The organism is Allochromatium vinosum DSM 180, from assembly GCF_000025485.1.
Classification (GTDB): Bacteria; Pseudomonadota; Gammaproteobacteria; order Chromatiales; family Chromatiaceae; genus Thermochromatium; species Thermochromatium vinosum.
The window spans coordinates 20847-34076 of the sequence record NC_013851.1 but is presented as its reverse complement, the minus strand read 5'-3'; the positions used below and the strand labels follow the sequence as shown (position 1 = coordinate 34076).

General features: G+C 65.1%; 12 protein-coding genes and 3 pseudogenes. 4 read left to right on the top strand and 11 right to left on the bottom strand.

Annotated features, from left to right (window positions below; genetic code table 11):
* Positions 1-54: 54 nt before the first annotated feature.
* The 5 genes and pseudogenes from ALVIN_RS18365 to ALVIN_RS17735 all read right to left on the bottom strand — a co-directional run.
* A pseudogene (locus ALVIN_RS18365) lies at positions 55-981 on the bottom strand (DNA gyrase subunit B); the annotation flags it as partial.
* A gap of 27 nt (positions 982-1008) precedes the next feature.
* Positions 1009-2445, bottom strand: a pseudogene (locus tag ALVIN_RS18360) (LAGLIDADG family homing endonuclease); the annotation flags it as partial.
* 150 nt (positions 2446-2595) lie between these two features.
* Positions 2596-4170: pseudogene (locus ALVIN_RS18355) on the bottom strand (DNA gyrase subunit B); the annotation flags it as partial.
* Positions 4171-4305: 135 nt separating this feature from the next.
* Positions 4306-4947, bottom strand: coding sequence for a trimeric intracellular cation channel family protein (locus tag ALVIN_RS00150; RefSeq protein ID WP_012969278.1), 642 nt, complete (start codon positions 4945-4947; stop codon positions 4306-4308).
* 2 nt (positions 4948-4949) lie between these two features.
* Positions 4950-5117: a hypothetical protein gene (locus ALVIN_RS17735; protein WP_012969277.1), complete on the bottom strand. Its 168-nt coding sequence runs from the start codon at positions 5115-5117 to the stop codon at positions 4950-4952.
* A gap of 159 nt (positions 5118-5276) precedes the next feature.
* Between ALVIN_RS17735 and ALVIN_RS00145 the strand changes: the two genes are divergently transcribed.
* Positions 5277-5897, top strand: a complete 621-nt coding sequence (locus tag ALVIN_RS00145; protein ID WP_223295234.1) for a TusE/DsrC/DsvC family sulfur relay protein — start codon at positions 5277-5279, stop codon at positions 5895-5897.
* Positions 5898-5914: 17 nt separating this feature from the next.
* On the opposite strand, the gene ALVIN_RS00140 is transcribed toward ALVIN_RS00145, so the two are convergent.
* From ALVIN_RS00140 to ALVIN_RS00115, 6 genes are all read right to left on the bottom strand, one after another.
* Positions 5915-7360, bottom strand: a complete 1446-nt coding sequence (locus ALVIN_RS00140; RefSeq protein WP_012969275.1) for a potassium transporter TrkG — start codon at positions 7358-7360, stop codon at positions 5915-5917.
* 122 nt (positions 7361-7482) lie between these two features.
* Positions 7483-8862 (bottom strand): sensor histidine kinase, encoded by a 1380-nt coding sequence (locus ALVIN_RS00135; RefSeq protein ID WP_012969274.1) that lies wholly within the window; start codon positions 8860-8862, stop codon positions 7483-7485.
* 25 nt (positions 8863-8887) lie between these two features.
* Positions 8888-9565 (bottom strand): response regulator transcription factor, encoded by a 678-nt coding sequence (locus tag ALVIN_RS00130; RefSeq protein ID WP_012969273.1) that lies wholly within the window; start codon positions 9563-9565, stop codon positions 8888-8890.
* Positions 9565-9894, bottom strand: coding sequence for a PepSY domain-containing protein (locus tag ALVIN_RS00125; RefSeq protein WP_148217420.1), 330 nt, complete (start codon positions 9892-9894; stop codon positions 9565-9567). The genes ALVIN_RS00130 and ALVIN_RS00125 overlap by 1 nt, the downstream gene beginning before the upstream one ends.
* A 23-nt stretch (positions 9895-9917) precedes the next feature.
* On the bottom strand, positions 9918-10466 hold the full coding sequence (locus ALVIN_RS00120) for a cytochrome c (RefSeq protein WP_012969271.1): 549 nt from the start codon (positions 10464-10466) through the stop codon (positions 9918-9920).
* A gap of 16 nt (positions 10467-10482) precedes the next feature.
* Positions 10483-10839, bottom strand: a complete 357-nt coding sequence (locus ALVIN_RS00115) for a DUF1924 domain-containing protein (RefSeq protein WP_012969270.1) — start codon at positions 10837-10839, stop codon at positions 10483-10485.
* Between the two features lie 213 nt (positions 10840-11052).
* Between ALVIN_RS00115 and ALVIN_RS00110 the strand changes: the two genes are divergently transcribed.
* From ALVIN_RS00110 to ALVIN_RS00100, 3 genes are read left to right on the top strand one after another with little or no spacing between them, the layout of a single operon-like run.
* Positions 11053-11679 carry a cytochrome b/b6 domain-containing protein gene (locus tag ALVIN_RS00110; RefSeq protein WP_012969269.1) on the top strand — a complete coding sequence of 209 codons (627 nt, stop codon included), beginning with the start codon at positions 11053-11055 and terminating at the stop codon, positions 11677-11679.
* A 39-nt stretch (positions 11680-11718) separates the two neighbouring features.
* The gene (locus ALVIN_RS00105; RefSeq protein ID WP_012969268.1) at positions 11719-12297 is read left to right on the top strand and encodes a diheme cytochrome c; all 579 of its coding nucleotides are present in this window, start codon (positions 11719-11721) and stop codon (positions 12295-12297) included.
* Positions 12298-12299: 2 nt separating this feature from the next.
* On the top strand, positions 12300-13217 hold the full coding sequence (locus tag ALVIN_RS00100; protein WP_012969267.1) for a cation diffusion facilitator family transporter: 918 nt from the start codon (positions 12300-12302) through the stop codon (positions 13215-13217).
* Positions 13218-13230 lie beyond the last annotated feature (13 nt).

Genomic DNA, 13230 nt, shown 5'->3' with positions numbered 1-13230 from the left:
AACGAAAAAGGCGGCCATTTGGCCGCCTTTTTCGTTGTAATCGTCTGGTATTGCTCAGATATCGAGGTTGCCGACGTTCAGTGCATTGCGCTCGATGAACTCGCGGCGCGGCTCGACCTGATCGCCCATGAGGGTGGTGAAGATCTGGTCGGCGGCGACCGCGTCCTCGATAGTCACCTTCAGCAGACGACGCATCTCCGGATTCATGGTGGTCTCCCAGAGCTGCTCCGGGTTCATCTCACCCAAGCCCTTGTACCGCTGGATACTGTATCCACGTTGCGCCTCGGCCAGCAGCCAGCGGATGGCCTCGCCGAGATCACCGATCTCCTTGATTTTCTCACCGCGTCGTACGAAGGCACCCGGCTGGATCAGGCCATCGAGCTTGAGACCGAACTCGCGCAGTCGGGCGTAATCGGTGGTGTTGAAGAAATCGAGCGGGATGATTCGCGTCTCGGGGATGCCGTGGATGAGCCGGATCAGTTCGAGTCCGCGTGACTGGCCTTCAGTCGGTTCACTGAGGCGCAGGACATAGCGCAGGGAGACGGATTCGGCGGCATTCAGCCGTGCTTCCATGATCCGGCACCAGTCGGCCAGGCGCTCGCCGTCGGACAGGAGCGCGGCATCGACCGGCGGCGTGCGGACCAATTCGTCCAGGAAGGTCGCGTCATAACGCGATGCCAGCCGACGCACGATATTGACCGTGACCTGATAATCCTTGGCCAGTGCCTCCAGAGCGGTATTCGCCAGCGCGGGAGCCTCGGCATTGACATGCAGTTCGGCCCCGTCGAGCGCCGATTGCAGCATGGCCCCATTGAGCGCCGTCTCGTCGAGCAGATAGTCCTCCTGCTTGCCCTTCTTGAGTTTGTAGAGCGGCGGCTGAGCGATGTAGATGTGGCCACGCTCGACCAGCTCGGGCATCTGACGGTAGAAGAAGGTCAGGAGCAGGGTGCGGATGTGTGCTCCGTCTACGTCCGCGTCCGTATTGTGGCAGCAGAGTCCGCCCAAGCCGGCGATGAAGTTCTCGTCGTCCTCGACCGAGAAATCGTAGACCTGGCCGTTGCTGGCTTCTACTGGAGTGATGGACTCGATCGGCAACGCGATCAGGTCGCCATCGAGTGCTTCGAAGCGACGGTTGACCGAGGGAGCGGTACTCTGCAAACGCGCTTCCAGCGCCTCGGCGCCCGGCAGATCGGCCCAGACAGCGCGCAAACGCGCCAGATCCTCGCGCGCGCTGACGGTCAAGATCCAGTGCGGATGGCGTGTGACACAGGGTTGACCACGGATCTCGCGCACCACGCCATCGGGTTCGTAATGCGACAGCGACGCCACGACCCCGAAGGACGACAACAGATAGGACAGACCGCTCGCCAGATCGCGCGAGGAGGTCGCAAAGCCCAACCGACCGGCGGCAAGCGTGCCGTCGCCCTGAAGATAGCCGCGTATAAAGGCCAGACGCAGCGGCTCGTCGACGCTGAACACCAGATCCGGAATAGCCTTGTCGATGGCATTGGTATTGGTGAAACCGAACAGATGGCGCCAGGCCAGCACCGCGACCCGGTTGGTCAGACGCAATTCGGTGACGCGATCCTGACTGGTGTAGACCTGGGCTTGCAGGCCGAAAGTCTGCTCCAGCACACGGCGCAATTCGGGCAGAATCGCCTGATTACGCGCGCCGATGGCGAAGCGGATGCCGCCACGCTCAGAGCAGGAACCCTCGGCCAGATAGAACCCGAGCAGCCAGAGCAGATCGGCGTTCACATTGATGAAACGTGCCATGCCACGGTCGGCGTAATGCTTGGGTGTCAGTTCGAGATCCGTGCGCGTACCGAAGCCGCTCACGGCCTCGCCATCGAGATCACTCAGTCTGACATAGGGACGAACCTGATTGGCCGGTGCACCACGATACTGCGTCGACCAGGTTTGCTCCAGACGGCCCGGAACGACCTTGACCTGATCCATGATCCGGTCCACATCCGCACCGACGGCCTCCAGATAGGCGACCCAGCGGTCCAATCTCGGTCTGGATTGGCCGTTCTCCCAGGCATGGATGGTCACGGGCTGGCGGATGCCGATCTTTTCGCAGATCGAACGAACAGTCTGACCGCTGGCCCGGCGCAAGGCGGCAACCTCAGCGCCAACGGCGACCGGCAGTTCGACACGCGGCGAGACGAGTTCGGCATCGTCTGCGTACTGGGCCAGCACGCGCGCCTTGTGACACGCTTCGACCGCCACGCCGCGTACCCAGATCTGAGCCGCCGCTTCAGGAATGGCATGCAGCACACTCAGGACATCGAGACGCTCTGGGGCCGTGACCGGGAACGATAGCGAACGAGGCGCGACGATCCGGTCGCCCGCGCACAGCTCATCGCCACGCTTGAGCCGGATCTGCTGATCCTCGTAGACGAAAACGCTGTGACTGGCCGTCACACGCACCGAGCGACCATAGGCCGACTTGACCTCATAGAGCGGCTCGTGGAGCGGATGACGGATCACAGCCTTGATGGGGCGGAAGCGGGTCAACCGATCCTCCATGCCGAAGCACAGCACTTCGCCCAAGTCGGCATCGGCGCGCTTGCAATAGTCGTCGCCAGACGCTTCAGGCAGGGCCGCGTCGATGAAGTCGCCGATACGGGTCATGCGCACGTGCCCGCCCGGATCGCGCACGAAGACGTGCTCCTCGGCATCGACGCTCATGATGATCACGCGGTGATAACGCAGATTGTCCGGGTTGTATTCCTCGCGTCCGATGCCGCAGCCGAGCGCGGTGATCAGGGTGCCGACCTCAGCCGAGGCCAGCATCTTGTCGAAGCGCGCCTTCTCGACGTTGAGGATCTTGCCCTTGAGCGGCAGGATCGCCTGGAAAGCGCGATCACGGCCCTGCTTGGCCGAGCCGCCGGCCGAGTCGCCCTCGACCAGATAGAGCTCGGACTTGGCCGGGTCTTTCTCCTGGCAGTCGGCAAGCTTGCCCGGCAGTCCGGCGATGTCGAGCACGCCCTTGCGCCGTGTCATCTCACGCGCCTTGCGGGCGGCCTCGCGGGCGCGCGCCGCTTCGAGCATCTTGCCGGCGATGACCTTGGCCTCGTTGGGCTGCTCTTCCAGGAAGGTGCCCAGATGCTCGACCACCAGCGACTCGACCACCGCCTTGACCTCGGAGGACACCAGCTTGTCCTTGGTCTGCGACGAGAACTTGGGGTCCGGCACCTTGACCGAGAGCACCGCCGTCAATCCCTCGCGCGCGTCATCCCCGATCGGGCGGATCTTCTGGTTCTTGTCCAGTCCCTCGCGCTCGATGTAGCCGTTGAGCGTGCGCGTGAGTGCTGCGCGCAGACCGGCCAGATGGGTGCCGCCGTCACGCTGCGGGATGGTGTTGGTGTAGCAGAAGATGGTTTCCTGATAGCTGTTGTTCCACTGGATCGCCAGCTCGACGCCGATGTCCTGACGCTCGGTGCTGAAATAGACGACCGTCGGGTGGATCGGCTCCTTGTTCTGGTTGAGATTCTCGACGAAGGCGCGGATGCCGCCCTCGTACTCGAACACATCGTGCCGCCCGCTGGCTTCGTCGCTCAGGGCGATGCGCACGCCCGAGTTGAGGAACGACAGCTCGCGCAGACGCTTGGCCAGGATGTCGTAGTGGAAATCGAGATTGGAGAAGATCTCGCCCGAGGGATAGAAGCGGATCTCGGTGCCGGTCTCTTCGGTGTCGCCGATGACGCGCAACGGATAGACCGGCTCGCCGAGACGGTATTCCTGCTCATGGAGATGACCGCCGCGCCGGATGCGCAGATACAGCCGCTCCGAGAGCGCGTTGACCACGGACACGCCCACGCCGTGCAGACCGCCCGAGACCTTGTAGGAGTTGTCGTCGAACTTGCCGCCGGCGTGGAGCACGGTGAGGATGACCTCAGCGGCCGAGCGGTTCTCCTCGGCATGGATGTCGACCGGGATGCCGCGCCCGTCGTCGACCACCGAGACCGAGCCATCGGCGTGGAGCGTCACCGAGACCGTGGAACAGTAGCCGGCGAGCGCCTCGTCGATCGAATTGTCCACGACCTCGAAGACCATGTGGTGCAGACCGGTGCCGTCGTCCGTGTCGCCGATGTACATGCCCGGACGCTTGCGAACCGCATCCAGTCCCCGGAGCACTTTGATATTCGTGGAGTCGTAGGTCATGGGATTCTGAGTCGTTCGTGATTTGAGGAGAAGCTGGACGCCCTGTGCGAGCGGCAGGCGAGCGCTCCATTATACGCGATTGCCGGACCCTGCCCTGATGCACCGACGCAGGCGGGGCGGCCTGGCCGGCGTCGCCTACAACCGTGACGTGAAGCGCGGCAATGCGATGTCCCAGCGGATCGCCGCCACGCGCAGCAGAAAGATCAGCGCCCCGCCTGCCACGGCAGCCTGTCCTGGATCGATCTCCACGGTCATCAATCCCAGGAATACGAGTGCCCCGGCCCAGGCGGCTGTCGCGTAGAGCGTACCCTGAAAGACCAGGGGTTCTTCGTTGCAGAGCACATCGCGCAGGATGCCGCCCACCACGCCGGTGATGACCCCCATGAAACTCGCGACCAGCCAGGGCGCGCCCCACGCCAGCGCGGCCTTTGTGCCGCTGATGGTGAAGAGCGCCAGCCCGGCGGCATCCGGGATCAGGAACAGTCGGGCCGGCAACGCGAAGATCCGTGCCAGGAAAAAGGTCAGCATCGCGGCGATGAGTGCGGCGATCAGATAGGTCTGATCGGCGACCCAGAACACCGGCCGGTCGAGCAGGACATCACGCAGCGACCCGCCCCCGAGCGCCGCCGCCAGCGCGACGACGACCATACCGAACAGATCGAAGCACTTGCGTCCGGCCTCCAGCACACCGGCGGCGGCCATCATGGCCACCGCGCCCAGACTGATGCCATACATCAGACGGTCGAGCGCAAGATCGGATAGCACCGAGAGATCCATGTTCAGACTCCCGCATCAGCCGGCAAGTCACTGATCAGGCGCCGAACCGAACGCCAACCGTCCGGTCCGCCTGGATCATGGCGGGCGGCTGTGGCGCGCTGTACGTGGATGTGGGCCAGTCGTCCATCGCGAATGCCGTGGCGGTTCGGCGGATGGATGCGCTCGCGCATGGTCTTGGACTCCTCGATGGCGAATGGTGGACTAACATGGTAGCGGAAGTCCTGGCCGCTGGAGTCTCAGCCGTGCCGACGGCCGTGCTCTGACCGGCACGGCGGATCCGCCTCCAGTCATCCTTGCCGAGGAGCCTTATGATCGAGATCACAGTCTTCATGAAAGTCACCAACGAGCCGCTCAAGCGGACCCCGGTCACGCTCTGGCTCGATACCGAAGACAGCCAGACCGCGCCGGTTCTGACCGATCGCGACGGCGTGGCGCGCTTCGATCTCCCGCCGACCAGCGGCAAGGTGCTGGTCTCGGGCGTTGAGCGCTACCACGGGCGTTTGGATGGGCGGATTCCGATCGAGCTCTGGTCGATCACCCAATCCGAACACAGCTCACTGGGCATGCCCGGCGAGTTTCCGAGCGGCAGCAATGCCTATGCCGGCATGACCACCCAGACGATCGCGGTCGGCGGGCGCGAGGTGCTGACCGACAGCGAGGGCTATCTGGTCGATCCCGCCGACTGGTCGGAGGACTTCGCGCGCGCCCTGGCCAGGCACGAGGGGCTGACCCTGACCGAGCGGCACTGGGAGGTGATCCGCTTTCTGCGCGAACACTTCGCCCGGCGTGGCACCCAGGCGACGGTGCGCGACATGATCGCGCACTTCCGGCGTCTATGGGGCGCCGAGGCCGGCGGCAACCGGGGTCTGCACCGGCTGTTTCCGCGCGGCGGTCCGCAGAAGCAGGGCAACCGGCTGGCGGGACTGCTGCGTACCAAGGGCGAGCATTGATCGCCACCGGCCTGAACTCACTGCCGCCAGAAGGCCGGCATGAACAGGATCAGCAGCGTGAAGATCTCCAGCCGCCCCGCCAGCATCCCGAAGACCCCCAGCCACTTGACCACCGGGTCGACCGTAGCGAAGGTGACGGCCACCTCGCCCAATCCCGGCCCGCAGAGATTGACCGTGGTGAAGACGGCGCCGAACGCCGATTCCAGATCCAGCCCGGCGGCCATCATGGCCACCGTCAGCAGCAGACAGGTCGCGATATAGAGCACATAGAAGCCCCAGACCGACAGCAGCACATCCTCCTTGATGACACGTCGGCCGATCTTGACCTCCAGCACCGCGCGCGGATGGGCGAACTGGAACAACTGGCGAACCCCCAGCTTGACCAGCAGCATCACGCGCAGCACCTTGAGTCCGCCCGCCGTCGAGCCGCCACAGCCGCCGGTGAAGGAGAGGATGACCAGCACCAGGGGAATGTGCAGCGGCCAGTCGCCGAAGGTCGCGGTGCCGAACCCGGTACTGGTCATGATGGAGACGACCTGGAAGGTGCCATGCCGTAGCGACGAGCCGACATCGGCATAAGCCTGCGCCCAGTACAGACTGGCGGCAATGAAGAGCGAGCCGCCTAGGATGGTCAGCCCGAAGACACGGGTCTCCGGATCGTTCAGATAGGCCCGGACATCCAGATCGCGCCAGGCGACGAAATGGATGGCGAAGTTCACGGCGCCGGCCAGCATGAAGACGATGGCGATCGCCTCGATCAGCGGACTGTCGTAATGTCCCAGACTGGCGTCATGGGTCGAGAAGCCGCCGGTGGCCACGGTCGCGAAGGCGTGTCCAACCGCATCGAACAGCGTCATCCCGGCCAGCCAGAAGGCCAGCGCACAGGCGGCCGTCAGGCCGAAGTACAGCGACCAGAGCACGCGCGCCGTCTCGCCGATACGCGGCGTGGGTTTTTCGTGCTTGGCCACGCCCGAGGCCTCGGCCCGGTAGAGCTGCATCCCGCCCACGCCCAGTAGCGGCAGAACGGCCACCGCCAGCACGATCACGCCCATGCCGCCGAGCCACTGGATCTGCTGACGGTGATAGAGGATCGACGGCGGCAACCGGTCGAGTCCGGCGATGACGGTCGCGCCCGTGGTGGTGAAGCCCGAGATCGATTCGAAGACCGCATCAGTCAGGCTCAGATGCAGCCCGAGAATGAAGGGCAGTGCGCCGAATACACCGAGCAGCGCCCAGAACAGGGCCACGATCAGAAAACCGTCGCGAACCGAGAGTTCGCTCTCACGATGGGAGTTCGGCAGCCACAGCAGCAGCCCCGCGCTCAGGGTCGCCGCGAGCGATTCCAGAAACACCGACCACTGTCCGTCCTGATACACCAGCGCCACGGCCAGCGATGGTAGAAAACTCAGGCTGTAGAGCATCAACAACAGGCCGAACAGCCGGATGATGGCGCGCCAGTGCATGGTTCCGCCGTGTTATCAAGCCAATGGAATGAGCGCCGAGCCTAAGCCCCGGACGCTGAGGAAGGCGACGGATACTTCCAGGATAGACCGAGCGCGTCAAGTCGCCGACTGGACGCGCTCGCTCAATCCAGGCTGTGCGCCTCGGGAAGCCGGACCCACACCAGCAGACCGCCCAGCCCGGCGTGATCGAAGCCGAGCATGCCGCCATAGGCTTCGACCACGTCGCGCACGATCGCCAATCCCAACCCCGTGCCAACCTGACGCTCGTCGAGCCGCAGACCGCGCTCGCCGAGTCGCGGCCAATGTTCCGGGGGAACTCCGGGACCATCGTCGGCGATCCGGATCTCGACCTGTCCCGCGGCTTCCAGTGACATCGACACCTGGATCTCGACCCGCTCGCGCGCCCACTTGGCCGCGTTCTCCAGCAGATTGCCGAGCAGTTCGAGCAGATCGTCCGCCATCAGCGCCACAGTGATGCGTTCAGTCGCCGTTATGTGCCAATCGATCCGCTCACCGGCGGGCGTGCGCTCCAGTGTATGCAACAGGCGTGCGAGGTTCTCGACGACCTCGGCGCGCGCGGCATGCGGCGGATGGCCGGAACGCACGCGCGCGCGGATCAGCTCGCGCTCGACGCGACGGCGCATGGTCAAGGCCAGTTGGTCCAAATCCTCGGCCAGATCCGGATGACCGGCCCGGCGCAGCCGCTCGGCGTCGGTCGCCAGCACGCTGAGCGGGGTCTTGAGTCCGTGGGCGAGATCGGCGGTCCAGGCACGCGCCCGCTCGACCGAGCGTTCGCGGGCTTCAAGCAGGGCGTTGAGTTCAGCGACCAGCGGCTGGACCTCATCGGCACCCTGCGCGACCAGCCGTGAGGCACGACCGACGCGGATGGCGCCGACCTCACGGCGTAGCGCTTCCAGGGGCGCGAGTCCGGTCTGGATCTGGATCAGAGTGGCGAGCGTGAGCAGGAAGGCGATCAGCCCCAGATAAGGACGCATGTCGGCGGTGAAGTTGGCGCGTGCGACGAGCAGTTCGGCCCGATCCTGGGCCAGGATTAGGCGCAGTTCGACCGGCTCGGGGTCCGCCGAGACCCGGATGCGCCGCTCGCGCACCAGGAGCGATTGTCCGGCCGGTCCTGGCAGACGATGGGCATGGATCAGGCCTGGAGCCAGGTCGTCATCCGGCAGGATCAGCACCTCGTCCCAAAGCGAACGCGAACGCCGGACACCCGGCTGACCGGGACGGTCGATCTGCCAATAGTGACCGCTCAGGGGTTGAGCGAACGCGGGAGACTGGGGTTCCTGGGTCAGACGGATCGAGCCGTCGGGCGCGATCTCGACGGCGGCGGCGAGCTGATTGAGCCGCACCTCCAGTTCGACGCCAATATGACGCTCGACATGGCGCTCGAAGAGATTGGCCAGCCCGAGCCAGGCGATCAGCAGGGCCAGCGTGATCGAGATCAGCGCGCTGAGCCAGAGTCGCGCCCGGAGTGATCGGCGCCTCATGTGACGCTGGATTCGAAGTCGTGGATCATGGGGCATGCGAGGCGTCGTCCGCCTCGATCAGATAGCCGAAACCGCGCCGGGTCTGGATCAGCTCGGCCCCCAGTTTGCGCCGCACGCGACCGACCAGCACCTCCACAGCGTTGGAGTCGCGCTCGAAATCCTGGGCATAGAGCTGCTCGGTCAGCTCCTGTTGCGAGACGACGCGCCCGGCCTGCTGCATCAGATAGCTGACCAGACGGTATTCCTGGGGCGAGAGATGGATGGGCAGCCCGTCGCGGCTCAGAGTCTGACGCCGGGTGTCGAGTCGGAAGGAGCCGTGGACGAGCACGGGCGCCGGCTGACCGGCGGCGCGGCGGATCAGCGCCCGCACGCGCGCGAGCAGTTCCTCGAACCGGAAGGGCTTGGGCAGATAGTCGTCGGCGCCGGCCTCGATGCCCTCGACACGCTCGGTCCAGTCGCCGCGCGCGCTCAGGATCAGCACCGGCAGACGCTGACCAGCGGCGCGCCACTGGCGCAGGACCGACAGCCCATCGAGTCCCGGCAGACCGAGATCCAGGATGGCGGCGGCATAGGGTTCGGTGTCGCCCATGAACCAGGCCTCGCGCCCGTCGCGCGCGCGCTCGACCAGGAAACCGGCAGCCGTCAGACCGGCCGTCACCGTCTCGGCGACCTGGTCGTCGTCTTCTACCAACAGCAGGCGCATCAGTCGTCGTCCTCCAGTTCCTGGATTCGTCCATTGCGGGCGTCGACCTCGACTTCCAACCGACGCCCGTCCGGGGTCAGGATCTTGATTTCGTAGATCCAGACCGGCCGGCCGGCGCGCGTCTCGCGTTCGAGTTCGATCCCGATCACCTCGCCGGGCACCTGTTCGCCGATATGATGCAGGATCTCGGCGATCGGTCGGATCTCGCCGCGCAGACGTGCCTCGCGCGCGCGCTCGTGATCATCCCGCGTATCGGCATTCACCTGAAGGCTGAACAGGCTCAGGAGTCCCATGAGAATGGCATAGCGCATCGCGGAGGTTGGCGTCATGGTTTGGTGCTTGGTGTCTGGACTCAATCCTTCCAGGGTCCATGACCCGGAATATCGATCCAGCGTTCGTCGTAACTGCCTTCGGCGGCCTTGCGATGACAGGCGTTGCACTGGCTGAAACGGCCGACCTCGGGGTTGCCCGTCACCAAGCGCGCCGGGATCTCGTCGTGCTCATGCTTGAAAGCGATGCTGTCGGTGATGCGGGGCAGACCGGAGACGGCACCGCTCGGAGCCATTCGCAGCGTCACCCGGGAGGCGCCGGCTTGCAGAAAAGCGCTGATCTCGGTACGCCGTTCCTCGGACAGACCGGCATCGTCACCATAATGATCGGTCAGTGCGTCCGGCGTCATGATCTGCGCCCAGGCCTGTGGCGGAAGCAGACCCGGCGGGTAGGCCATGTGGCAGGAGCCGCATTCCTGGTTATAGGTCGCATTGACGGGCGGTGCCAGCGTTTGGGGCGACTCGAACCAGTCGTCGTCATCGTCGTCGGCGAACGCTATGTGAGCACTCCCCATAGCCAGCGTGCCGGTGAGCAGGAGTGTCAGGACGGATTTCAATGGAAACGGGTTCATGTGTCGATCCTCCGGCTCATTGGGTCTTGATGTAGGCGATGAAATCGGCCTTTTCATCGGCGGTGCACTCACGTCCCAGGGTCCAGCGACAGTTGCGCGTCAACCATTTCTCGATCTTGGCCGGATCGGTGAGGCGCTGCGGATTCACCGAGGGCGCCATGGGTTCGATGACCTTGCCGGTATTGGCCTGACGTCCCGGCTGGGTCAGATCGCGGCCATGGCAGGTCACGCAACTGCGTGGTGCGGATCCGTCTGCCTGCGGATATTCCTTGGTCCAACCCGCCGCGCCGGCGGCTGGATCGGCTGCCCAGAGCGTGGCCGGCAGGATCAGGGTGCTTGCACTGAGCAGGACGGTGGCGAGGTGTCGTTTCATCGGTCGGTTCTCCGTTCGTGATCGGCCTGGCGCCGGTCGGGGTTCCCGCCGGCTGGGTCAGGCTGTGCCGACAGCTTACGGAGGACTGCCTGACAAAAGGCTGACAGCGGTTGCCGGCTTTCGGTCAGGCGCACTTGGTTAATCTGCCGCTCCAGGGCCTCGACACGCCCGAACCGACGAACCAACCATTCATCCTGTACGGAGAACCGAACCATGCCGAACGACTATCCGACTGACACGACCACCCTGCCCAATCATTCCGAACCGAAGACATCTGAACGGATTCGCGTCTGGGATCCACTGGTGCGCGTGTTCCACTGGTCACTGGTGGCCGGATTCGCCACTGCCTTCATCGTCGAGGACGATTTGCTCGGCGTCCATGTCTGGGCCGGCTATCTGGTGCTCGCCCTCGTCGCCGTGCGTCTGGTGTGGGGTCTGATCGGCACGCGCCATGCGCGCTTCAGCGACTTCGTGCGCAGTCCGGGCGCGGTGCTGGCCTATCTGCGCGATGTCGTGAGCCTGCGCGCACCGCGTTATCTGGGGCACAATCCGGCCGGCGGAGCCATGATCCTACTGCTCCTGATCAGTGTCGCCGCGACCGGGATCAGCGGTCTGGCGCTCTATGGTGCAGAGGAATTCGCCGGTCCGCTGGCGGATGTGATGCGCGGTCTGCCGGCGTTCTGGGGCGATGCCCTGGAAGAGGCCCATGAAGTGTTCGCCTATTTCACGCTCGGTCTGATCCTGATCCATGTGGCCGGGGTGCTGGTCTCCAGCCTGCTGCATCACGAGAACCTGATCGGTTCCATGATCAGCGGCTACAAGCGGCAAGAGCGGGAATGAACCCCACGCGCGCCCGACTCGAACAGGAGAGCCGATACCATGTCTCACCGCCCTTTCATCGCCCGGTCTGCGCTGATGGGTCTGCTGCTCGTCGCGACCGGCACCGCCCTCGCGGCCACGGACGACGAGACTCGGGATTGGCGCCGTTGGCTGCGGATGTTTCCGAACATCGCTCCGGCCACTCAGCCGGCCTATCTCCAGGAGTGCGGTTCCTGCCATCTGGCCTATCCGCCCGGCGTCCTGCCGGCGGCGTCCTGGAGCCGGATCCTGGCGCCCGAGTCACTTGCCGATCACTATGGCGATGACGCCTCGCTGCCGGATGCGCTGGTCGCCGAGTTGCGGGGTTATCTGATGGCCAACGCCGCCGACGGATCGGCGCGCGTCCGCGAGCGGGCCTTCGCCGTGCCCGGTGCGGCGCGATCCGACACCGGCCTGCCGCGCATCACCGAGACGCCTTATTTCATCCGCAAGCATCGTCGGATTCCGGCACGTCTGGTCACGGACAACCCCGAGGTCAGCCGCTTCAGTCAGTGCAACCGCTGTCACATCGGCGCCGACCGTGGGGTCTTCGACGAGCGTCAGATCGAGATCCCCGGCCTGGGACGCTGGAAGGATTGAGCATGTCCATCGAGTCACGCACACCGACAACGTCGGCTGAAACCGCCCAGCTGCTGCGACTGGCGACCTGGGCGTCGGTGAGCACCGCCGGCCTGCTGATCCTGGTCAAGGTCGTTGCCTGGGGGATGACCGGGTCCATCACGGTCCTGGCCTCCCTGATGGACTCGGCGATGGATGCCATGGCCTCCCTGCTGACGCTGCTTGCCGTGCGCTGGTCGTTGCGGCCACCCGACGCCGAGCATCGTTTCGGGCATGGCAAGGCGCAGGCCCTGGCCGCGCTCGGGCAATCGGCGTTCATCGCCGGCTCGGCGCTGTTTCTCGGCTTGCAGGCCGTCGACCGCTTCCTGCATCCACGCCCGCTGACCGAGATCGGTGTCGGTCTGGGCGTGATCGCCTTCGCCATCCTGGTCACGCTGGCGCTGCTCGCGCTCCAGCGTCATGTCATCCGGCGCACTGGATCGCCCGCGATCCGCGCCGATGCCCTGCACTATGCCACGGACCTGGCAACGAACTCCGTCACCCTGGTCGCGCTCGGGCTGGCCGGTTTCGGCTGGTCGTGGATCGACCCGATCCTGGGACTGGCCATCGGCCTCTATATCCTGTGGAGCGCCGCGCGGATCGGACGCGACGCCGTCGAGATGCTGATGGATCGCGAGTTGCCCGATGAAGCGCGCTGGCGGATCCTGGAGCTGGCGCGCGCCATACCTGAGGTATGCGGTGCGCATGGACTGCGCACGCACCAGTCCGGCCAGTCGCTGATCATCCAATTGCATCTCGAACTCGACGACGTGCTGCCCCTGCGTCAGGCCCATCAGATCGCGCTCGCGGTCGAGGCTCGGATACGGGAGCGTTACCCGGACTCGGACATCCTCATCCATCAGGATCCGGTCAGTCTCGGCCGCGAGGCGACGGACTCCTGAGATTCAGCGCTGT